Origin of the sequence: Lysinibacillus sp. NPDC094403 (genome assembly GCF_050278745.1) — a bacterium.
Lineage (GTDB): Bacteria > Bacillota > Bacilli > Bacillales_A > Planococcaceae > Lysinibacillus.
The window spans coordinates 62,481-84,619 of the sequence record NZ_JBNNTL010000017.1 but is presented as its reverse complement, the minus strand read 5'-3'; the positions used below and the strand labels follow the sequence as shown (position 1 = coordinate 84,619).

25 protein-coding genes and 1 pseudogene are annotated in these 22,139 nt (G+C 34.8%); 8 read left to right on the top strand and 18 right to left on the bottom strand.

Translation table 11 applies throughout. The annotated features are described in order from the left end of the window. Positions 1 to 351 precede the first annotated feature (351 nt). Together ACQKMV_RS19795 and ACQKMV_RS19790 are read right to left on the bottom strand one after the other, a co-directional pair. A pseudogene (locus ACQKMV_RS19795) lies at positions 352 to 582 on the bottom strand (DNA-deoxyinosine glycosylase); the annotation flags it as partial. A gap of 392 nt (positions 583 to 974) precedes the next feature. Further along, positions 975 to 1,766 carry a DUF2268 domain-containing protein gene (locus ACQKMV_RS19790; RefSeq protein WP_427505990.1) on the bottom strand — a complete coding sequence of 264 codons (792 nt, stop codon included), beginning with the start codon at positions 1,764 to 1,766 and terminating at the stop codon, positions 975 to 977. 106 nt (positions 1,767 to 1,872) lie between these two features. On the opposite strand from ACQKMV_RS19790, the gene ACQKMV_RS19785 reads away from it, so the two are divergent. Beyond that, positions 1,873 to 2,130, top strand: a complete 258-nt coding sequence (locus ACQKMV_RS19785; protein WP_427505988.1) for a hypothetical protein — start codon at positions 1,873 to 1,875, stop codon at positions 2,128 to 2,130. A 100-nt stretch (positions 2,131 to 2,230) separates the two neighbouring features. Here ACQKMV_RS19785 and ACQKMV_RS19780 read toward each other — a convergent pair whose 3' ends face one another. Continuing rightward, entirely contained in the window at positions 2,231 to 2,968 is a 738-nt protein-coding gene (locus tag ACQKMV_RS19780; RefSeq protein WP_427505986.1) for a polysaccharide deacetylase family protein, read from the bottom strand. Positions 2,969 to 3,259: 291 nt separating this feature from the next. Between ACQKMV_RS19780 and ACQKMV_RS19775 the strand changes: the two genes are divergently transcribed. Next, complete coding sequence (locus ACQKMV_RS19775) at positions 3,260 to 3,382, top strand: hypothetical protein (RefSeq protein WP_427425135.1); 123 nt, start codon at positions 3,260 to 3,262, stop codon at positions 3,380 to 3,382. A 54-nt stretch (positions 3,383 to 3,436) separates the two neighbouring features. On the opposite strand, the gene ACQKMV_RS19770 is transcribed toward ACQKMV_RS19775, so the two are convergent. Together ACQKMV_RS19770 and ACQKMV_RS19765 are read right to left on the bottom strand one after the other, a co-directional pair. Continuing rightward, on the bottom strand, positions 3,437 to 4,324 hold the full coding sequence (locus ACQKMV_RS19770) for an RNA polymerase sigma-70 factor (RefSeq protein ID WP_427505985.1): 888 nt from the start codon (positions 4,322 to 4,324) through the stop codon (positions 3,437 to 3,439). Positions 4,325 to 4,343: 19 nt separating this feature from the next. Continuing rightward, positions 4,344 to 5,525: an NAD(P)/FAD-dependent oxidoreductase gene (locus ACQKMV_RS19765; RefSeq protein WP_427505983.1), complete on the bottom strand. Its 1,182-nt coding sequence runs from the start codon at positions 5,523 to 5,525 to the stop codon at positions 4,344 to 4,346. A gap of 192 nt (positions 5,526 to 5,717) precedes the next feature. Here ACQKMV_RS19765 and ACQKMV_RS19760 point away from each other — a divergent pair, with 192 nt between their 5' ends. Both ACQKMV_RS19760 and ACQKMV_RS19755 read left to right on the top strand, forming a co-directional pair. Continuing rightward, positions 5,718 to 6,020: a YunC family protein gene (locus ACQKMV_RS19760; RefSeq protein WP_427505981.1), complete on the top strand. Its 303-nt coding sequence runs from the start codon at positions 5,718 to 5,720 to the stop codon at positions 6,018 to 6,020. 119 nt (positions 6,021 to 6,139) lie between these two features. Beyond that, entirely contained in the window at positions 6,140 to 6,790 is a 651-nt protein-coding gene (locus tag ACQKMV_RS19755; protein WP_427505980.1) for an SIMPL domain-containing protein, read from the top strand. A gap of 56 nt (positions 6,791 to 6,846) precedes the next feature. On the opposite strand, the gene ACQKMV_RS19750 is transcribed toward ACQKMV_RS19755, so the two are convergent. From ACQKMV_RS19750 to ACQKMV_RS19725, 6 genes are read right to left on the bottom strand one after another with little or no spacing between them, the layout of a single operon-like run. Beyond that, positions 6,847 to 7,503, bottom strand: a complete 657-nt coding sequence (locus tag ACQKMV_RS19750) for a uridine kinase family protein (RefSeq protein WP_427505978.1) — start codon at positions 7,501 to 7,503, stop codon at positions 6,847 to 6,849. A gap of 60 nt (positions 7,504 to 7,563) precedes the next feature. Further along, positions 7,564 to 8,106 carry a histidine phosphatase family protein gene (locus ACQKMV_RS19745; protein WP_427505977.1) on the bottom strand — a complete coding sequence of 181 codons (543 nt, stop codon included), beginning with the start codon at positions 8,104 to 8,106 and terminating at the stop codon, positions 7,564 to 7,566. A gap of 9 nt (positions 8,107 to 8,115) precedes the next feature. Continuing rightward, on the bottom strand, positions 8,116 to 8,772 hold the full coding sequence (locus ACQKMV_RS19740) for an AAA family ATPase (protein ID WP_427505975.1): 657 nt from the start codon (positions 8,770 to 8,772) through the stop codon (positions 8,116 to 8,118). 29 nt (positions 8,773 to 8,801) lie between these two features. After that, the gene (locus ACQKMV_RS19735; protein ID WP_427505974.1) at positions 8,802 to 9,674 is read right to left on the bottom strand and encodes a DUF4097 family beta strand repeat-containing protein; all 873 of its coding nucleotides are present in this window, start codon (positions 9,672 to 9,674) and stop codon (positions 8,802 to 8,804) included. Positions 9,675 to 9,696: 22 nt separating this feature from the next. Next, positions 9,697 to 10,395, bottom strand: a complete 699-nt coding sequence (locus tag ACQKMV_RS19730) for an ABC transporter permease (protein ID WP_427505972.1) — start codon at positions 10,393 to 10,395, stop codon at positions 9,697 to 9,699. Then, positions 10,388 to 11,311: an ABC transporter ATP-binding protein gene (locus ACQKMV_RS19725; RefSeq protein WP_427505971.1), complete on the bottom strand. Its 924-nt coding sequence runs from the start codon at positions 11,309 to 11,311 to the stop codon at positions 10,388 to 10,390. Before ACQKMV_RS19725 ends, ACQKMV_RS19730 begins: the two co-directional genes overlap by 8 nt. A gap of 156 nt (positions 11,312 to 11,467) precedes the next feature. Between ACQKMV_RS19725 and ACQKMV_RS19720 the strand changes: the two genes are divergently transcribed. Beyond that, complete coding sequence (locus tag ACQKMV_RS19720; RefSeq protein ID WP_427505970.1) at positions 11,468 to 12,193, top strand: response regulator transcription factor; 726 nt, start codon at positions 11,468 to 11,470, stop codon at positions 12,191 to 12,193. Further along, positions 12,184 to 13,278 carry a sensor histidine kinase gene (locus tag ACQKMV_RS19715; RefSeq protein WP_427505968.1) on the top strand — a complete coding sequence of 365 codons (1,095 nt, stop codon included), beginning with the start codon at positions 12,184 to 12,186 and terminating at the stop codon, positions 13,276 to 13,278. Before ACQKMV_RS19720 ends, ACQKMV_RS19715 begins: the two co-directional genes overlap by 10 nt. 81 nt (positions 13,279 to 13,359) lie before the next feature. Here the strand turns inward: ACQKMV_RS19715 and ACQKMV_RS19710 are convergent, their stop codons facing one another. Together ACQKMV_RS19710 and ACQKMV_RS19705 are read right to left on the bottom strand one after the other, a co-directional pair. After that, complete coding sequence (locus ACQKMV_RS19710; protein ID WP_427505967.1) at positions 13,360 to 14,223, bottom strand: DMT family transporter; 864 nt, start codon at positions 14,221 to 14,223, stop codon at positions 13,360 to 13,362. After that, a complete protein-coding gene (locus ACQKMV_RS19705; protein ID WP_427505965.1) occupies positions 14,220 to 15,131 on the bottom strand; it encodes a DMT family transporter in 912 nt (303 codons plus the stop codon). Before ACQKMV_RS19705 ends, ACQKMV_RS19710 begins: the two co-directional genes overlap by 4 nt. A 115-nt stretch (positions 15,132 to 15,246) precedes the next feature. Here ACQKMV_RS19705 and ACQKMV_RS19700 point away from each other — a divergent pair, with 115 nt between their 5' ends. Both ACQKMV_RS19700 and ACQKMV_RS19695 read left to right on the top strand, forming a co-directional pair. Further along, positions 15,247 to 16,584 carry a PLP-dependent aminotransferase family protein gene (locus tag ACQKMV_RS19700; RefSeq protein ID WP_427505963.1) on the top strand — a complete coding sequence of 446 codons (1,338 nt, stop codon included), beginning with the start codon at positions 15,247 to 15,249 and terminating at the stop codon, positions 16,582 to 16,584. 70 nt (positions 16,585 to 16,654) lie between these two features. Then, positions 16,655 to 16,900 (top strand): group-specific protein, encoded by a 246-nt coding sequence (locus ACQKMV_RS19695; protein ID WP_427505962.1) that lies wholly within the window; start codon positions 16,655 to 16,657, stop codon positions 16,898 to 16,900. A 45-nt stretch (positions 16,901 to 16,945) separates the two neighbouring features. Here the strand turns inward: ACQKMV_RS19695 and ACQKMV_RS19690 are convergent, their stop codons facing one another. From ACQKMV_RS19690 to ACQKMV_RS19670, 5 genes are all read right to left on the bottom strand, one after another. Continuing rightward, the gene (locus tag ACQKMV_RS19690) at positions 16,946 to 17,104 is read right to left on the bottom strand and encodes a DUF1540 domain-containing protein (protein WP_082337330.1); all 159 of its coding nucleotides are present in this window, start codon (positions 17,102 to 17,104) and stop codon (positions 16,946 to 16,948) included. Between the two features lie 1,150 nt (positions 17,105 to 18,254). Then, complete coding sequence (locus ACQKMV_RS19685) at positions 18,255 to 19,517, bottom strand: erythromycin esterase family protein (protein ID WP_427505961.1); 1,263 nt, start codon at positions 19,515 to 19,517, stop codon at positions 18,255 to 18,257. Between the two features lie 159 nt (positions 19,518 to 19,676). Next, the gene (locus tag ACQKMV_RS19680; protein ID WP_427505959.1) at positions 19,677 to 20,411 is read right to left on the bottom strand and encodes an ABC transporter permease; all 735 of its coding nucleotides are present in this window, start codon (positions 20,409 to 20,411) and stop codon (positions 19,677 to 19,679) included. Next, a complete protein-coding gene (locus ACQKMV_RS19675) occupies positions 20,411 to 21,121 on the bottom strand; it encodes an ABC transporter permease (protein WP_427505958.1) in 711 nt (236 codons plus the stop codon). Before ACQKMV_RS19675 ends, ACQKMV_RS19680 begins: the two co-directional genes overlap by 1 nt. Beyond that, the gene (locus tag ACQKMV_RS19670; protein WP_427505956.1) at positions 21,118 to 22,029 is read right to left on the bottom strand and encodes an ABC transporter ATP-binding protein; all 912 of its coding nucleotides are present in this window, start codon (positions 22,027 to 22,029) and stop codon (positions 21,118 to 21,120) included. Before ACQKMV_RS19670 ends, ACQKMV_RS19675 begins: the two co-directional genes overlap by 4 nt. Positions 22,030 to 22,139 lie beyond the last annotated feature (110 nt).

The window sequence follows — 22,139 nt, the reverse complement described above, 5'->3', positions numbered from 1 at the left end:
CTCTCCCTCAAGGAGATAGTCGTTGAACGTCTTCCTTGTCTCATGAGAGATTTAGGAGTTCGCTGCTAAACATCCATTGCCAAAGCACTTAGCGCTACCGTTTTCCGTTGTCACGATGATCCTTTACGGACACTGAGTAATTTTTTTCAGCTTATGCTATCCTTGTTGTTTTTTCTGCTTTCGCACCGTTACGTCTGCCGTTTCCAGCTCCGCTTTGGTCACAAGACTTTAGGAGTTAAAAGCAATTAACGTGGAGTTCGCACCAATCGCTTGATACGAAGGGTATTCTGTTATAAATCTATGCTTCTATACAGGTTTGTATAGTTTGGTTTAAATTTGTTGTAACAGTTTAGTTACCCAGAGACCGATATGATGGTTCTTTAGCAATTTTAATCTTTGTCCATAATCCTCAGGTACATCCATCCCTAATATTTCCCCAATAATCGGCCAAAAGTGATTGCGTGGGTTACCATAATATTGCTGCTTCTCTAATGATTGCTTTCCTGGCATTGAGCCGACAATTAGCACCTTCGTTGACAAATCAATAACTGGTGGTAATACATTTTTAAGTTCATTTGACATGACAATCACCCCTTCCTTATATTGTAGCGGAAAATTTGTGTCAATGTTATTGAAGGGCTTGTATCAAATTTTAAAAATTAAGGCTCATCAATATAACGTGGGGTTGATTTCCGTTCCGACTGGGCGCTTTGTTGCTGTCGCTTCGCTTTCGCACAGAGCAAAGCTTCCTGGGGGCGTCCGATTAGCCGCTTCGCTTCGCTGCAGGGTCTCGGGCCAACACGATGTTGGTCACGAAGGCGTTATCACAGGATGTGATGGTTTTAGCCTTCGTTCCTCTTTTCGCTGTTCCCCAAGGAGTCGCCCAGTCTCCACTCCAATCAACTTATTCTCATTACATACATTTCAATAAAGTCATCCACTTCTTCAGCGGTGAATCTTTACATAAGTATTGATTATAATGAAAAATCAGAGCCAGCAAGTATTTCCTCTGAACTTTTTACATGCAGATTATTTGATGAATGATTTTTTATATAGGTCCTTACTATTTCATAACCAATGCAATACCCTATCCATTGAGGAAGCTTTCCACCATATAGAAACTCACCATGATTGTTTAATCCTTGAATATTGATTTGAGACAAAATATGCCCCTTCCAAATTTCTAGCAACTTATCAAATGAATAGTACCTCAACCATGGTGCTAACCATTTATCACCGTAAATCTCCTCAACTGCACATTCTGCTATACCCTCTAAAATTAGAGAATCTAACAGAGTCACTTCGTCTAGAGATTTATTTAAATATTGCAGACGACAAACATGATTATACTCATGTGCAAATAATGCTTTGAGTTCCTGCTTTTCAAGCTCTCCAATATATAAAAACATAGCATTCGGATAGGCAACACCGTTTTTATTAGTAATAATTTGCTCCTGCGTTATCGGGAAGATATAGATTGGTATATTTGGACCGCTCCATTTCTCCTTTAAATATATAAATTCCTTCTGTACTTCTTCCCAAACGTTTTGTTTCTTTAATTTGTTAATGTCTATTTTTTCATGGGATTGAAAAAGTCCATGTTGCTGTAGTTCAAATTGTATTTCATCTGGAGATCCACCAATAAAAATCTCTCCTAAACGAGCGCAAAGAGTAGAGCGTTGTAAGACTTCAAGATTTTCACTGTTTTTAAGTTTTTGACTAGCTATTAATTCATTGAGCCACTCATCTGTTGGTATTACTGACATACATTCCCTCCTTACTATAGCTTATGCTAAAGTAGTCAATCGGCTAGTGATAATGATTGCAACCGCATATATTAGCTTGTAAGGAAGTCGAAAGGAGGGATAGTTTGTGAATCCAGCTGATACTTATAATCTTTGCTGCAAATATCATGGTAAACGTGTAAGAATAACAGAAACAAGTGGCAGAGTACATTATGGAGAAATAACTAGGGTGGATAGAAGACAGGTGTGGATTCTACCTGATAGAAGATTTGGCGGTTATGGTTTAGGTTACTGGGGTTGGGGAGGATCAGGTGCAGGTTTTGGTATTGGAATAGCATTTGGATTTGTTGCCGGTATTGCACTAGCACCACTATTATTTTGGTAATATTGAAATGACTAATTATACTATCCGCTGCGCGATGACAGACTTACTGTCATTGGGAAAAAAATAAGCCATTTCAATCTGATGAGATGGCTTATTTTCCTTATTGCACTTGCTCTTGTTGCTGTTTGCTTTTAATCAACTCGGATATTGTGACAAATGTATAACCTTGTTTTTTCAGTTCTGGTAAGATTTCTTCCAATGCCTTAATGGTCTGCGTACGATCTCCGCCTCCATCATGGAACAAAATAACATCTCCAGGCTTTGACCCCTTCATCACTTTTTGGACAATTTTGTTAACCCCCGGCTGTTTCCAATCTTGAGTATCCTGATGCCAAGACCACATAACTACTTTGTATCCATCCTTAACAGCGGCATTAATCATTTGATCATTATAGTTACCACCTACAGGACGAAACAAAACTGGTGCAAATCCAGTAATACTATAAATTATTTCCTTTGTCTTACGCAGTTGTGCCTGTAATTCAGCTATAGAAGCTTTAAACGGATGTGAATACGTATGATTGGCCAGCTCATGCCCTTCAGAATAAGATCGTAAAACAAGGTCTGGATATTTTTCTGCATTTTTACCAATAATAAAAAACGTCGCCTTTGCATCATACTTTGCCAATACATCTAAAATAGCTGCCGTATATTTGGGATGAGGTCCATCGTCGAAGGTTAGAGCAATTATTTTGTCTTTTGTGTCAATGTCCCACACAACTTCTCCCGTCTCCTCATAATAAGGTCGACCTTTATCCGCATAGGTTGTCAGCTCTGTAAAAAATACCGATATGATTAAAAAACAAAGGGATAAAACCAATACATATTTACGTGTCATAAGCATCACCTCCCAAGTTCAAATTCACATAACTCCGTCAACTTACTATTTACGAATTGCAATGAATTATACTTATGAAGGTTTGGCTGTTTTCTCCTTTTAAAATGCATAAAAATTTTATAAATTCCCTGTTATATTTTGAACGAAATGTGAAAACACTCACATAGTACTTTATTTTTTCACTGATTGATGTAAAATAAAAGACACAACTGATATATAACAACAAGAGGAGTGATTCGTTTTTTCGCCAGTTGTTATAGTACAAAAAACCAACAAAGGGGATTTTTCATTATGTGGATTATTACAGTTTTTGAACAAAATACTTATCGTATGTTCGAGTATACAACTAAAAATGAGGCAACAGTTGCATTAAAAAATTTCAAGCAACCAGCTATGCTTTCTTATACAAAATAAATTAAAAGAAGAATCAACTCTTATGTAACGAGTTGATTCTTTTAATCGTATAAATCAATTTTCAGCAACATATCTTAATTTTTCAGGGTTTACCATATAATAAATTGCTTCGATTTGTCCATGCTCAACTTCGAAGCCAATTACTGCCTGAATTTTATTTTCGAATATTAATGCTAAGCCAGTTATACCATTAATATTCATCAATTCTAATTGATAATTTTCTTCATTATTTTCAAAATTACGGAAAAGAGCAGATAATAAACGGAAAACTTTTTCACGACCGTAAATAGGATGTAATGCAGCTGTAGCCTTTCCTCCACCATCTGCATAATAGACAACATCTTCTTTTAAAATATGAACAAGCTCATTGACCTTTCCTTGTTGAAAAGCAGACATGAAAACAGTCACTATATTTTTTATTTCCAACTTGTTTTTAACAATACTATTTTTTCTCACTAGCTCAGGTAATTTCTTTTTAATTCTACTTAAAATTTTCCTACAATTTGCCTCACTTTTTTCAACAATTTCAGCAATTGTTGGATACTCATACTCAAAAACTTCTCTCAGAATAAAAATAGCTCGCTCAATTGGATTTAGTTCCTCAAACAAAATCATAATTGCCAGTGAAATACTCGTATCATTTAAAATAGTAAACAAAGGATCATCCTCATGTAATGCTAGGGGTTCAGGCAGCCATGTTCCCGTATATAATTCTCTTTTTTTCCTTGAAGACTTTAACAAATCCAAGCAACGATTCGTCACCATTTTGCATAAAAGAGCTTTTATATTGTCCATATGATTTACTCCGGTTTTCCCTATCTGTGCAAATACATCCTGTACGATATCCTCGGCATCTGATGCACTACCTGTCATGCGATAGGCAATTGAAAAAAGCAGTGATTTATACTCTTTATACAACTGACTTATTAACTCATTATCCATTGCTCACCTCTTAAGCTGTTTATTTTTGAAGACTTGCTAATTCCCAAGTGTAGTTTCTTATTCTTGCACCTATTTTTCCAGTTATCGTAAAATCAAGCCCCCATTTTTGTGTCCACATAAACCCGTTATTTGGTCCTAAACTAATACAAAAGAATTTTACGGGATATGATTCGTGTAATATGTTCACTGGTGTTTGGCTTATTGATGCCTTCAATATTTTACTTAGCCTTGTCGCTTGTGGAATAGCTTCTTTACATGTCATACCATCTGGATGATTATTTTTATAATCTACTACTAATGCGCAATCACCAATGGAATAAATATGCTCCTCATCTTTAACCTGATAGGAATGATTAACAATAATTCGATGTTCTTCTGAGATAGGTAAACCTAATCTAGAAATGATTGGATTTGCTTCTACCCCAGGATTAAAGATACAAGTTCCTACAGAATATTTTTGACCATCATTAGTAAATATCTGACCTTCTGTACAGTGAGAAATCCTTGTTTTATTTTTGACGACTACTCCAATATTTTTAAGATGGCTGACGAGTTTTTCACTTACTTTCACAGGTGCTTCTGGTAAAAGTCGATCCTTTGCATCAAAAAGTAAAACTTCCACTAAACTTGGATTAACACCTGCTTCTGCCAACTTTTCTTTAGACCACACGGCAATTTCAGCAGCTGTTTCAATACCTGCGATTCCTCCACCTACAACAGCTACCTTAAATAAACTTTGGTTTTGTTGTGATTTTTCCAAGGCTTTAAATGATTCCATCAGTGACAATAGTTGTTTTTTTATTTCTATGGCGCTCTGCTTATCTTTTAAAGTGATTCCTCCAAAACCTTTAGATATCTCTCTAATTACACTTCCAAATGCCAGCACCAAGTAATCATAATGTAAATTTATAGTTTTCTCGTTTTCCATCTTAATAGTAATTTGTTGATTTTGCTTCTGAAGAGCTAATGCTTCCCCTTGAATAAATTCGATTCCGCTCTGACAGTATTCGCTAAAAGGTATTTTCAAATTTATATCCCTTATCGCAGCCCGAACAAGTAATACTTTTTTAAAATGATAACTATTTTTATCAATTAAAATGACCCTTATTGATTTACCGATTTGTCCTTGGAACTCCTTTTTCAATCCCTCTAATAAATTTATTCCTGCATAACCCCCACCAACAATAACAATATTCTTCATCATAACTCCTCCTTTTTCCCTTATAACGAATTCACATGATCAGTTGTGACATCATTTATAAAGATTTTAAAAGGCACGATCGAGAAAAATACATTGCTCCGTTCGTTTTTGGTGACAAATAATTTTTAGTAAAAATGTCGAACACCTTTTTATCTATCGCCATATGTATATAGAGAAAAGGAGTGATTTCGGATGGTGATAATTGAGCCTATTATGATTAAAGGCCATTTTTTCACTGCAGTAGTTGTTCAATTGCCAAAAACAACTCTGCTGACAATTTCAAATGATACGGGCTACATTATGTGTGGGGCTTTAGATGTTGGTCTATTAAATGATCGCTTAGCAGACCGGAAGATTATCGCTGGTCGAGCAGTTGGTGTGAAAACAATTGATGAGCTATTGACAGCTCCATTAGAATCCGTGACATATGAAGCGCATCAACTTGGTATTACTGAAGGAATGACTGGCGTAGAGGCATTATTAAAAATGGTATAACAGATATTTTTGGACATAAATAAAGCGTCAAAGCATTAAAAGACGCTTTTTCTTCATTATAAAATTCATATTGAACGATTTTACAAGCATAGTATGAGCCTTTCGAAAGGTGGTATTCTATGTATTATGCAAATATCAGTCAGCAAACTCCCCATGTACCGCGTGTCATAGTTGTCACTGGAAACGGGAAGGTAATGGCTAAAGCAAGCTATGCCCAGCTTCAAATAGAAGTAAGAAAGCAAGGGAAAAATGTACAAGATGCACAGCAGGAAAATGCGATGACTATGAATCGTGTCATTCAATCCATTTTAGATCTCCATATTCCAAGAGAACATATTCAAACGTCAGGCTACAATATTTCACCTCTTTATGAATTTGAGAACGGAAAACAAATTTTTAACGGCTATGAAGTAACAAATGCCATTACAGTTAAAGTAACTGACCCTAATCAGGTTGATGTGGTCATTGATACAGCTGTGCAAAACGGTGCAAATCGCATTTCCTCTATCCAATTTAACATTGACAATATGGATGCATATTACCAGCAAGCACTAAGTTTAGCTCTTCACAATGCCCAAATGAAAGCCAAAACAATTGCCGAGACGATGCATTTGCCCATCCAACCCCAGCCAATTGAAATCATTGAGGAACATGAAATTGGACCTGTCCTATATAGATCAATGGGGACGGTTGATTCCTCCATTTCTACTCCTATTGAACAAGGTCAAATTACTATTACTGCGACTGTCCGAGTGAGGTTTCAATATTAAATGAGCCTTCTGTCAAATACCATGAAGGCTCTTAAAGTTAGTGAAGTTTGTAGCCATTATCTGTAGTTAAATTCAAATGTATTTTTTTCTAGACATTCTACTTCATCAGAGGTATTAAAAACGATATCAAAATGCTGGCTATACGAATGCATAAACAATTCATATTGAATTCTACGTTCGTCATGCGACTTCATTAAATAATTGATATCAGTTCCCCTTTCAAGTACATCACGGCCCGACCTTCTCTTTAATTCAGTCTCACCATCTGTATAAAAATATATTTTTAAATCAAATAACTTCGGATTAATAAATGCTACACTCATTCCCTCAACAATGGTTACTTTAGTTTTTGAAGAAATTAACGCACTTTTCATATAATGCGTATCAATTGTCAAAAAATCCAGACCTTCTCTAACCATCTGAATATCTCTTTCCAAAGAGGGTAAATGATGTGCTGCTGGATGGCAAGCGGTCATTTTAAACTGATGCTGTGCGTTTCGAAAGGTATAATTGATAATTGTATGCTTGCGTATATCCGAACTAACAATATACGGGTCTGTATTAATATAATTCACTTCACTTTGGTTAAAACAGTCAATAAGCTTATTAGCAAACGTTGTTTTTCCTGCCGCACCATGTCCTGAAATACCAATGACGATTGGTTTATCTTCCTTGTCGGCCCAAGTAACGATCTCTTGCAATAACCTATCCATCTTTCTCCCTCACTACCGTTTCTTTTTATCACTGAATACATTTACAGAAAAAAATTTCTATCATTCCCATATACGTTCTAGAGTTACTTCATGATCTTTAACGCTTAGCCGGTAAACATCTGGATTACTTAGATGAGTCCAAAATTGAAAGTCAACATCACTATTATAATGTTTCAAAAGTAAGGTCATTATATTTCCATGACTAACGACAATTGTACGTTCGGCGTCACTTAGGAAAATTCCCTCGACAACATTAACGATACGTTCCATCGCTTCTTTACTTGACTCTCCACCATCAAATTTTAATTCCATATCGATGAATGTTGCTTGCAGCTTTTCATACCAATCTGATAAATTTCTAGCGCTTAAAATGCGTTCCGAAAGGCGTTCGTCAATTTCAATTTTTATATTTTCCCTCGTACTTAGCGGTTTTATTGTTTGAATTGCACGTAAAAAAGGACTCGCAATAATTCGATCAATTTTTTTGTTAGTGAAAAGCTCGGCTAAAACTTCAGCTTGTTGAAAGCCCTGTTCTGTTAAAGAAGCATCCGATGATTGTCCTTGAGCTTCGCAATGTCTAATAACATAAATATGTTTAACCATATAAACCTCCTAGAGAAAATATGGAGAACCTACATCATTGTTATTAATCACAATATCTGCATTTCCTTGGGGGTTATGCTCCTTTAAATAAAGACTCGATGCTGCGTGATACCTGTTCAAAAACATTTCCTCTGCTTTTTCATAGCCTCCGAATGCACTCGTCTCCCGTTTGGCTCCCCTTTCTCTAGCTATCTCATAATCTGTTTGAACAAAAATTTTATAATCAAAAAAGTGAACTAGTTCCTTTTTTAATAGGAATGTTCCATCAACAATGAAAATGGTATCGTCATTTGCAAGTTGTTGTTCAAGGTTTACATATTCATCTTTTTCTAAATCTAATGAAATTGTCTGATACTGACGACTTCCATTCTCCCCTAAAGGAATTAGCAGTTTTTCCTTAAATGCTTGATAATCGTGTGCATCTTCATAATAACCGATTGCTGAATCCTTTCCTTGTCTATAGCGAATCGCTCTTGGATTATGAAAATTGTCAATGCTTGTTCGTATTACTTCCTTTTTTCTTCGACGAAGCTCTTCAGCAAGTTCATTGGAAAGAGTCGTTTTCCCTGAAGCTGTTATTCCACTAATCGCTACTCTAATGGGATGGTGAAGTTGTAAATCTAAAATATTATCCGCTACTTTTGAAACAAGTTCTCGTCTTAACATTATTCATTAACCTCACAGGTTGTAAGTTTTTATTTTACAGTTATTATACCTCCTTTACTAATTAGTTCCAATTTATTCGACGCTTCGCCAATCTTACCTTTCTTTAATGTATCCGTTTGTTCTTCTTTCTGATAGCCTTCTAAATTCACGCTTATATCTGATGATTCACTGTTCGCTTTAAGCTCTAATGATTTTGGTGCCTCTTTGTATGCTATTGTAATGTCTCCTGAAGCAGTTTCTACAAATAATGCTTTTCCTTCGATAACTTCTTTCATAAAAACTTCACCGCTAGTCGAAGTAATTTTCGTTTTCGGACTGTTGACTCTAGTCATATAGCTATCACCGTTTGTAGCGGCTATTGTTAATTCGTTTAAAGTACTGTCTACAATGCTCAATTCACCATCTTTTGAAGTGATTGTCCCTTTATCAGCCGATAACCCCTTAATGGTTTTAGCGCCAGAATCCGTTGAAACCGATAGTTCTTTTGTTTCAATGTTGTTAATTTTGATATCACCATAACTGTTTTTTAATGCAATTTTGTTCACAGCATTTTTAGGAACAGAAATGTGAATAGTACCTTTTTTTCCAAAGCTAAAATTTTTCATAACTCCTTCTTTAGCGTCTTGTTGAAGTACCTTTAATTTATTTCCATCTTTCTTAATTTCAACAGGATTGTTTTCTTGCTTTTCTTGTTGTTTACCTTCAATTTCTATTGTTAGTTTTTTAGATTCTGTATTTTCTAATGCTATATCCCAAGACTCAATGTCTAATTCTAGTTCTTCAATTTCCTTAACATCAAAGGACTGTTCTTCAGTGATGCTCTTTTCTCCATTGATATTAAGGGTGAAGAATATTCCTCCTATCGCAATAACGAATATTAATGCTATGATTGATTTTTTCACTTTACATCCTCATTTCTCATTTTTAGGTTAAATCTACTTTGTCGACTTTATAATAGGACAGATAGCCGATAATAAGCCCTACTAGACACATTGTTGTTGGGACAATGATAAATTGAGATAAACTTGTAGATGTATCCCCATTTGAAACCGTTGCATTAATCAAAAATCCGATTAGAACAGCAGATGTAATTGTCGCAGCTGTTGATTTTTTTCGCATACCAAAGTACAAAGGAATTAGGCTTACGCCAGCCATCATAAATGCATTGATAACAGTAGACGGTATAGTAGCTACCATCTCCTGTATCTCAGCAGGAGTTTCAAACAAGTTCATCATTGGATTTAAAAAATAAACAGCGATATTAATCATTAGGGTCGCAATCATAATGCTGAAGAAACAAAATCCGAAAACTAGAGACAGTTTAGCAAGAATAATTTTTTTCCTTTTTAATGGATACGTAAATAATAATTGAACCGTCTTATTTTTGTATTCATCAATAACTAAACGAGATAAAATCACACTCGCAAAAATGATAAACACAATGCGAATTAAAATATTTGTTAAAGACATAAAATCTGTATAATCTAGAAACATCTTTTCATCTCCAGAACCAACAGCCATAAGTGCAACTGCCGCAAAGATTCCAATAATACAAATGATTAAGCCTTTAAAATAGCTAGACATACTATTCTTTTTCCATTCAAGTCTTAATAGTTTAAGCAATTTGATTCCCTCCATTAATAAGATTTAAGAAATACTCTTCTAAATGTTGTTGCTGTTTTTCAATGCCATTAACAGCAATGTTATTTAATATAAGTTCTTTATTAATTTGAGATTGAGAAATATCATGTTCAAAAATTCGAAGACAATGCTGATTGACAATTTCATATTTTCGAATTCCTAACTTGTTCTCTAGCACGTGAATCGCTTTTTTTGCATCGTCTATTTTAATCTCCAGATACTCCATGTTCTCTTTTCGAATATCGTCCATCCTTACCTCTTTCAATAATTGACCATGATGAAGAATGCCAATTGTATCTGCTATTGATTCTACTTCTGACACGATATGGCTTGATATTAAAATAGTGATTCCATGCTCTTCTTTTAAAAGCATTAAAAGCTCCCGAATATCTTTAATGCCAATTGGATCAAGACCATTAATCGGCTCATCAAGAATTAGAATCTCTGGTTTCGTAACAATTGCCCGTGCGATACCTAATCTTTGCTTCATCCCTAGCGAAAATTCATGTATTTTTTTATTTTCCACTCCATCCAGACCTACAATATCTAGTGCCTCTTTTACAGCTCCTTTTTCATAAACACCAACATACTCGCAGTGAAGCTCTAAATTTTCCTTTGCTGACAGCCTTTCGTAAAATTCTGGGTACTCGATAATACTGCCTATTTTGCTCAAGTATTGATAGGAAGTTGTAGAAATGGATTGATTACATATTTTAATATCACCTGAAGTTGGTTTTACTAAATTTAAAATCATTTTCATAATCGTCGTTTTTCCAGCTCCATTCGGACCTAAAAACCCATAAATCTCTCCCTTCTTAACGTTCATATTGACGTTCGAGACGGTTTCGACTCCTTTAAAGCTCTTACTTAAGTGATGTAGTTGAATAACGGTTTCCATGTTATGTGCTCCTTACCATTTTGAATTCGTTACATTAAGCTTAATAAGTGAAAGTAAAAACAAAGTAAACTCGATGGAAAATGACAGTAATTTTTCAAGATAGTAAAGATATAAGGATCAGAAGCTGTTATGATGAAATTGAAATGAGGGATAAAAATGGAAACTACTGAAAAAATCCTAATCGTAGATGATGAGATTGGTATATTAAAATTATTAGAAATTACGTTACGGAAAGAAAACTTTATCAATATTGATACTGCTTCAACAGGCAAAGGAACACTACAGCTTGTAAAAGAAAACCATTACGATATTATTTTGCTCGATATAATGCTACCAGATATAAGCGGCTTTGAGCTTTGCACAGAAATACGCAAGCATACAAATACACCCATTATTTTTGTCAGTGCTCGCTCTACTGATTTTGATAAATTAACGGGATTGGGTATTGGCGGAGATGATTATATTACAAAACCTTTTAATCCTTTAGAAGTTGTCGCTCGGATAAAGGTCATCCTTCGACGTCAAAAAATGTATGGGAATTCTCAGCAACAGCAGAGTACAAAATTTGATTTCGGTTATTTTGCTCTTAATCCTGAATCTGCAACATTAATCGTTAACAATCAACTTGTCGAGTGTACAGCTAAAGAATTAGAGCTACTACATTTCTTTTGTAAAAATCCAAATCGCATTTTCACAACTTCACAGCTCTATGAATTCGTGTGGGGAAATGATGTATATGGCGAGGAGAAAACCGTCACGATTCATATTTCAAAGCTAAGGAAAAAACTTGGGGATGATACGCGTAAACCAAAAATCATTGTGAATTTAAGGGGCATTGGGTATAAATTCATTCCGCCAAAAGAGGGTTCTCTATGCGAATAAACACTCGATTTACGTTACATCTTGCGCTGGGGATTATTCTGTGGATGCTTTTAAGTGGAATTTGTATTGTTATCGGACTCGAAGGTATTCTTCCTCTCTTTAAAAAATCTGTTAGTGAAGCTTATCAGAGTCTACTAGTCGCATGGATTTTCGGATTCAGCACTATTGTTTGTATCGCTGTATTTGGTTGGTATTTTGGGGGTCCTCTTGGATTTATCATGTCTTGGATTCATCAGCTATCACAAGAAAACTACACACAGCCTGCTGGACTTTCTAAAATCTATACCCGTAAAGGGAAGCTCCGCATGCGTTATATGTTATATCAAGAGGTACTTCAACACCTACAATCTTTATCAGGAAAATTAAAAGCCGCTGAAACAGAACGCGAAAAGGTTGAACAAGCAAAACAAGAATGGATTGCTGGTATTTCGCATGATTTAAAAACGCCATTAACGTATATAACAGGCTACTCTACTCTATTATTAAACGAACAATACGATTGGTCTAAGGAGGAAGCTCGTTCATTCATTCAAGAAATTGCAGATAAAGGCAAGCACATGGAGGAACTTATTCAAGATTTAAGTCTCGTCATTCAGTTTAATAATACAGACGGTCAGTTACCCTTACATAAAACCAAGCAGGATATTGTGGATTTTACAAAAAGAATCGTTGCTACTATAAGCAACAATCCACAGGCCAATGACTATATATTACATTTTGAAACTGATATATCTGTTATGAATATAGATTTTGACACTAAATTCATGCAACGCATATTACAAAACATTCTTATGAATTCCATTATCCACAATCCACCTAACACAAATATTTATACACAGATTTTTGATAAGGCTGAGCATGTAGAAATCCACATTGTGGATAATGGAGTAGGAATGTCTCAACACATGATGGAGAATATATTCCAACAATATTATCGTGGAACTACAACAGAATCTTCTTCTGAAGGTACCGGACTGGGCATGGCGATTGTTTATAAACTCGTTCAAGCTCATAACGGCACTATCTCAGTACAGAGCGAACCAAATAAAGGAACAACTTTTATTATTGCATTGCCTAAAAAATAGAAACCCCACCTCTTAGAAGCTATCATCTAAGAGGTGGGGTTTTTCTGGATCTTAATAAAAGCCCAACCTTTCTTCCCTTGCCTAGTCACTTTTGAATGCATGTTTATTGGATAACAAAAGCGCACAAAGAATAATAAATATCCCTATTATATGCTGCAATGCTAATGATTCGTTTAAAATAAAGTACCCCATTAGTACACCAACTACAGGAACAATGTAATTACTAAAGGAAGCAAATAATGCTCCCTCTTTTTTAATTAATAGGTTATATAGCATGTAAACAATCCCCGCGTGAAAAATACCTAAAATAACAATCGAGGCTATTTGTAGCCTATCTATATCCAAATGTAATGGTCGTTCAAAGATAAAGGCTAATGGTAACAACATAATTGAAGCAATCCATAACACATTTCGCATATGAATAACTGGCGAACCACCATCTAATTTTTCCATTAAAATTAATGACAGTGCAAAACTAATCGCTGCCAATAAAAGGAGCGCATTTCCAAACACTGTCCCTGAGCCGCTAGTTGCTTGTGTCGGCCATGATAGAATAACCATTCCTAAAAAGCCCAAAAAAATACTGAGAAATTGAAACTGACTTACTTTCTTTTTAAAGAAAATAACGAAAAGAATTAAAGTGATGATTGGTACTGTCGCTATAAGCATAGATGCAATACTGCTCGATACATACCTTTGTCCTTGAGCGATAAGGATAAAGGGTAACACTACTTCAAAAAAAGCAATTCCAACATACAATTTGAAATCGGTCGGGCTTTTTTCTCTTTTAAAAAATAAGCTAATGAAGGATAAGCATAGAGCACCAATAATTGCTTTTAGCAAAGATAGGGTAACTGCTCCAACATCATTCGTTACTAGTGCTACGAAGAAAAATTGAGAACCCCAAATACAGCTTATTAAAAGTAAAAGAATATATTTACTCATTGTGCCACCCTCCTATGCCCAAAATAATTGGTTCCTATTACGCCAATAATAATGACTAGCCCACCAATCAAATGATAGAAATGAAATGTTTCCTGTAAGAAAATAACGCCCGCCAGTATTGTAATAAGCGTAGCAAAATTACTAAAAACACTCATTTTGGAAGCTTCCAATATAGATAAAGTGTAATTTGACAAGTAGGAAGTAACGAGGGAGGATAGAATACCTAAATATAAAATAGCCATAACAAAATCTACATGAACAAATGGTTTGAAAAATTGAAGAAGCGTACCATTTATTAAGTGATTTCCAATTGCTACTCCATTAAAAATAACAAACCCACATAATGTCATTACGTATGTTAATGTCAGTAATGAATATTGTTTTGTAAGTTTTCTCGCTAAAACGTTATACAACGAAGCTGCACAAGCTGACAGTAATATAAATCCACTACCGATTAAATTTCCTTTGCTAGCACTTCCATTGTTCATAAAAAGCATATAGATAACACCAAATACTGATAAACTAATGAAAATAAGTTGTTCACGTGTAGCTTTTTCCCTTAAAAGTACACTTGCAAGCACTAATGTAAAAATAGGGATTGTCGCTTGAATAATTCCTGCCTCTGTGGAGGAAATTCTTGCGAGTCCAAGCACCTGAAAAGTAAAAAATGCTGTCGGATATAATAGGGCCAAAGGTAGAATCTTGGCTACATCTTGTTTATTAATTTTTAACTTATTCTGGGTAATGACTATACAAAAGACAATACCAATAAGTGCTATAGTAAATCGATGTGCCAGTGTATCGATAGGGCTTGCCACTGTCAATGTTACTTTAACAAACATAAAGGATAGCCCAATGACAAAAGCATAAATAATTGCTGCTAAATACGCCTTTCTTTTTACTGTCATATAATGTACTCCTTCTCTTCATTCCGGCCGGTAAATCTATAGTAATAAAAAGTAAAGACTCACACGATATAAAAAATACACATCTGTACCGATACAGATGCGTAGGAGGATATATATGCTTAAATATGAATTAATCTATTCCAAGCTATTGAACCAAATACAAACAGGTGCCCTACAGTCTGGAGCAAAGCTTCCCTCTATTCGTAATTTATCACAAGAATTTTCTTGTAGTAAAAGCACCATTTTGACCGCCTTAAGGAAACTGGAAGATCAGCATCTTATATATGCTCTATCCAAAAGTGGTTACTATGTTGTTGACGATCAACTCCCAGATAAGCCACAAGAGTACAATTGTATAGATTTTGCGACATCATCACCTAGTTGGCATGCATTCCCCTACAAGGATTTTCAGCATTGTATTAATAAAGCTATTGAGACATATCAAGCAGACTTATTTCGATACGGAACAGCAAAAGGATTGCCTTCGCTAATTATAGAAGCAAAAAAATTGTTAGAATCGTATCAAATATTCACAAAGGAAGATAATATCTTTATCACTTCTGGTGTACAGCAGTCTCTCTGCTTGTTAAGTGTTATGCCATTTCCTAATAATCGGACAACAATTCTAGTAGAACAGCCTAGCTACCATCTATACATGGATTATTTAAAAACATATCAAATACCAGTAGTGGGCATTAAAAGAACATTACAAGGCATAGATTTAGAAGAATTAGAAATTATTTTTCAGAAGTATGACATTAAGTTTTTTTATACAATGCCACGCCTGCACAATCCTCTAGGTACTTCCTTTAGTAAAAAAGAGAAGGATGATATTCGTAAGCTTGCCTATAAATATAATGTTTATATCGTTGAAGATGATTATTTAGCGGATTTCGATCAAAACACAAAAAACGATCCATTATTTACAGATGATACTGCGGAGCATGTTATATATTTAAAAAGTTTCTCTAAAATTATGTTCCCTGGCCTACGTATTGGGCTTGCTATATTACCAAATGCATTCATTGATAGTTTTCAGAAACATAAAAATACAACAGATATTGATAGTTCCATGATTTCACAAGCTGCACTAGAGCTATATTTAAAAAGTGGTATGTTTGAACGCTACCAAAAGAAAGTGAGCGAAGCCTATACAATACGTGCCAATATACTTCAACAATCCATAAAAACTTATTTACAAAAATATCAAGCGTCTACAGAAATTTGCATGCATAGTCATATCGTATTGCCGAGGGAGGTCAATACAAATATGCTTATACAGCATTTAGCACAGCAGGACATTTACTTAGATACAATTGATCGTAATTATTTAGATGGATTTTACCGAGAACGAATTTTAAAACTAAATGTTTCGAATGTTGCTGACCAAAAAATTGAAGTCGGTATAAAGGGAATTGCTCACGCCCTTAGCAGTCCTAATAACTACTTTTAAATCTTATTCATGAAAATTAGGTGCTAGGCATATAGTTAGACATCATTATTTGTTCAATAAGGAGGATTCCATGCAATCTGAAAAATTGCGACTAAGAAAGATTCAACATCTTGCTCATGAAATTACTGATGAAATGAATAAAGGTGAAGAACTTGCCCACTTAGAAACATTGATTCCCGTTATTGATAATTTATCTCGTGCAATTGGAGATTTAACAGATTCCTATGGACAGTATTCATTAGATTATGTAGAGGAAAAAGTGAAAAATGCTCATGCGCTTTTATTTAACAAGGTAAAAATAGATGTCTATTTATAAAGATATGGGTAAAGGGTAACCAAATAAATGGTTACCCTTTAAAATTTAATGCGTTTCAGGATTAAATGTCTTACAATCTGTTTCTTCACTATTAGATGCCTGCTGTCCCTTTTGACTTACAACATAGATTTTTTCTGCACCACATCTGTTTCCAGCGTTCCAAAATGTACAGTTATTGACTTCACAAAGAATTTCTTGTGCCATCGTTTCCACACCTCCTCTTTTGTTATCATTAACAAAATCGAGGTATTTTAATACTTATTTATAGAAGGTTAATCTGTAAATAGGTTCTATTGTAATTAACAGAAGAACACCAATTCTGGCTATTTTCTAGTATCAAAGCCTGCGAAGACCTAACCCCTAACCATTTGTAGACACTTTTTCCTTATGCTCTTTTCTTTTTTCTATATATATTTAAAAATGAATACTTGTAGAAGAAAAATAAAAGTCAACTATCATTACAGGTTATTAGACTTACGATCAACATTATTTAACTTTTCAGATATTTCCTTTAACAACATATTACTTTCACGTTGAAGTTTAATCAAAGTAATCACAATCCATATAACAAAAAGAATTGGTAGAATATTAACCGTTATAGGTATTATTGAAAAGAATCCGCTCATATGTCCCGTTCCTCCTATATAAATTATAAGCCCCGTTAAGAAGGGACTATAATTTAATATCTGACAGTCACTTTTAGTTCATTACCCGAAAGAGTCCCCTTTAACCAGACATTCTTTTTTCATGAAATACTCTCCTTTACTTTTTTCTAGTTATGTTAAAACCATACCATCAGCTATAAAATTTTAAAAATCACATTTTTCCGTTAATTGATCAAATATTGATAAAATGTTATAAATTTGTTCTTTTCGACCAAAAAGTCGAATTTCACGCCTCTTTTTTACGAAAAAAAGTTACTCTTATCTAAATCAAGCCATGCTCACCAATATCGAAAGAGCACGACCAGTCAATTAGAAGTATCCATTGATGATAAGAAATGGATATGAGCGTTTTGCCGCATGAAATGTACAATTGGTTTAGTAAGTTTAACAATTGCTACAACCTTATTACAAATTAGGGAATTTAAAAAGAAGCACGTATCATAGCATGCAATATTTTATACACGCTGCAGGTAGTAAAAACGCTGACAAACACGGATAAAATCCTATATACACAATAACTGGTTATTTCATAAAGAAGGAAGTAGTGCCAAGGAATTATCCCTTAGCACTACTTCTACATCATACGTGAATCTAGGACATGAAAAGCGCTAGAAATCAATATTTCTAAAATTGATTTCTAGCGCTTTTTAAGTTTTGACCAGTTATGTCCTAGCCTCTTTCTTACCTTGTTATTCAATAACTTTTGTTGGTGTTGCCTCTTGAACAATTATCATGCCATCATATGCCTCAGCAGGTGTCATTTTAATTGTATAAAGCATCTGTGTAAACTTGTACCAAAAGCTAAAATCATCGCCGATATTACCCATTCGTTGTTTTTTTGCCACGATGTCAGCTAACTCCTGAGATTCACTAGCTTTTTTAAAGTCTACATAGAAAATATTTTCCTTCACTTCGCTGAAAGCATCTATTAATGCGTTGTGATGCTCAATTGTATAATCTTTTCTTTCACCAGACCCATTTTGTGCCTGGAACGTATTGTTAACAAAGTCAGTCCCAATAGCAAAGTACGCATCTTTATACACTTCATCTAAGTATTGGCCCATAGATTTGTATCCTGCCACATTTGCAGAAGTTTTCTCTATATGCCCATTATGAGCAGACATCAGTACTTTATCATGACCTTGAGCCGCTTCAAAATCAACAATCCATTGTAAGTTGTTCGCTAAATATTCATCACGAAGATTCATATAATTACTATCATTTAAAAATAATTGCGTTCGCTGCTTCATAATTTGTGCATATTGAGCAGCAAATAAGTAAACTTCTTTCGATGATTGCTTTTCATAAGAATCTTTATTTGTTTGTAAATCCTTTATAATTGCATCAATATTTTTGTCAAGCTCCTCTAGATGACTATTTGATAAATCTCTCATCGTGTTATTCGTTACATCTTTTAGTTGTGCCTTGTATTTCTTAGCACTTTCACTATTGACCACTTCGTAATAGTCTAGCAACCCTTTTTTACTATAATCATAGCGTTGCATATCGTTACCATAAAAATAAATTTTATCTTTCTCATCGGCAGTCTTGTTATAATCATGCATCCACTGAACAAAATCAATCATTTGCTCCGTTTTATAGATACCATAATCCAAAGCTTTTACCGCTTCTTCAGCTGTGCCAGTACCGTTTAAAATAAACTGATTAATTTGCTGAGCGCCACCAAAATCACCTTCTAAAACAAAAACACGAACATTTTCATTTTTTATTAGAGCCTGAAATACATCCTTCTTTAATGTTTGGAATTCAACGTTTCCGTGTGTTGCTTCTCCAAACCCTATTACTTTCACATCATTTGGAATATCGATATCTTCAACCGCGGATGTGAATTTTGAAGCATCCTTAACAGCTTCTCCCTTGCCGCATCCCGCCAATGAAAATAAAAGAAATAGTGCTGAAATTAATAAAAAGCTCCTTTTAACAAATACCATTTATAAAAATCTCCTTAATCTATAAAAAAGTTATCCTATGTTAACCTGCTTGTACCGAAAGCGAAGCGTTAGGTACAGTTTAACTGCCCATTATCGCCCGATTGCTAAATACTAATAATCAGTGGGGATGAAATAAATCCCCACTGATTAAAGTTCACTTTATACAGCTTTTCGTTGGAAATATAAATAGCCTCCAAGGAAAAATAGTAAGAACCCTCCTCCTACAACTGTTAATAATTGATCCCAAGGCACGAAGAATACATCACCTGTATTACCACCTACATTCATCATCAAGAAGGGCTGACCCCATGGATAGTAAGGACCAAAACGTGCTGAGTTGACTGCTAATATAGACGGTAAAGTAAATACAACGTTTACTGCAAATGGAGCAGCAAAACTTTTAAACATAATGGACGTCCAAAGCTGCAACGCGACTAATGGCATTGTCGCTAACCATCCGCCAAAAATACTTTTCCACACAATTTCCATCGGGAAAGGATCTGAGTAGCCTTTCATAAGACCTACTGCATATATAGAACATAAATATAGTATCTGCATCGCCATCACAAGAAGCATAATTAATACATACTTTGCGATAAACACTTTCCCTCTTGTTACAGGTAGTGCCAAAAGTTGTTTCCAGCCACCAGATTGATGTTCGTATCTACAAATAAGACTCGCAAACACTCCTGAAATTAAAGGTAGAAATAATAATGCATACAATAAATTCATAGAAATTAATGAGCTATACCATTCGTTAATTCCAGAATCTGACATATCACCAAAATTCGATGTTAATCCTATAAAAAGTCCGATTATAGGTCCCGCCAAAATTAATGGCACCATTTTTGATTTACGTAATTTAAACCATTCAGCGCTCAGTATAGACCCCATTATTTTACATCCCTTCTTGCAAAATCTATCATTCCGATAATATACAGTAAAATACCAATGCCTACTCCAAGCATGACATTAATAACGGGCTCGTCCCATTGATTCATTAATGATGGCCATTTCCAAATCATCCAGTCAGGCAATACAAATGAGGAATAAGCAAAAATCACGCCGAAAATACCTACTGTAATTGGTATCCCCTGATTATGACAAACGCTTGCGATCCAAAGCTGAAGTGCCAATATTGGCAACGCGGCAAAATACGGATAATAAGCAAATTTAGCAAGCTCCGCATATGGTATGCTATCTCCTAAATCTAAAAACACTCCATAAGCCATTGACATAAGCATTAAAATCGTGGAAGACATAAACAATAAAATTGCTAGAACAGTGAATTTTGATAAATACACTGTTAATTTAGAGACCGGTAGTGCAATTAATTGCTTCCAAGCGTTCGTTTCATCTTCAATGCTTGCCATAAATGAAGTTAATATAGCAATCCCTAAAACTATAGCAAGTGGAGTAAATGAATGAACGTTTAATAAATAGTAGCCCCAATCGTCCTCGCTTTGCTGTAACAAATAGTCCTTCCTCAAACCGTAATTCACCATTTGTAAGGCAACAACACCAATTGGTCCTAAAGCTGTTAGAAACCATAATCCTTTGCGTTTAATTTTCAAAAAGTCAGAAGTTAACAGTTTCCCTATCATAGCGCTTGCTCTCCTGTTGTCATTTGAAGGAAGATTTCCTCTAATGATCGCTTCTCTTCTTCTACTCGATAAACCGAAACGCCCTCTTGTACAAGGATTTGTACAATATGTGCAACCTTTTCATCTGAACATTCATCAAATAAAATAAGGTCATCCTTATGTTCTGCTTTAATACCATTTGCTACTAGTGAACGCCAGCCCTTTTCACCATCGCTCACTTTAATTACTACCTTTGGCTGAGCAAATCTACGCATTGCTTCAATTGAATCTTGGAAAATCATTTTCCCCTTTGTCACAATGCCCACTTGCGTAGCCATTTGATCTATTTCAGATAATAGATGGCTTGAAATAATAATCGTCATTCCATACTCTGAAGGAAGTCGTTTAATCAAATTACGAATTTCGATAATACCAGATGGATCAAGACCATTCGTTGGTTCATCTAAAATAAGTAATTCAGGGTTATGTAACAAAGATGCAGCGATACCTAAACGTTGCTTCATCCCAAGAGAAAAGCCCTTTACTTTTTTATCTGCAGCATCCTTCAAACGAACAATTTCTAATACTTCATCGATGCGTGATTTCGGTACACCTAAAATTCTTCTTAACGCTTCTAAATTTTCATAGGCCGTTAAATGCGGATAATAGGAAGGGTTCTCTACTAATGAACCAACCTTTGATAAAATATGAATCCGTTCCTTCGTTGAATCTTTTTGGAAGATTTTAATTGTCCCAGAAGTAGGCTTCATTAGTCCAAGAAGCATACGAATCGTCGTAGTTTTTCCCGCTCCATTAGGTCCTAAAAATCCATATATTTCACCTTTACGTATTTTTAAATTTATATTTGATACAGCTTTCTCTTTACCAAAGCTCTTTGATAAATTTTCTGTTTGTACGATATATTCCATTGTCCTCACCTCTGTAATTATCATAAGTAACGAAGGTTAAAAACAGGTAAGGTCCAAGTTTAAATTTTGTTTAAAAAAGTCACTTTATCATAACGTGGGGTTGATTTCCG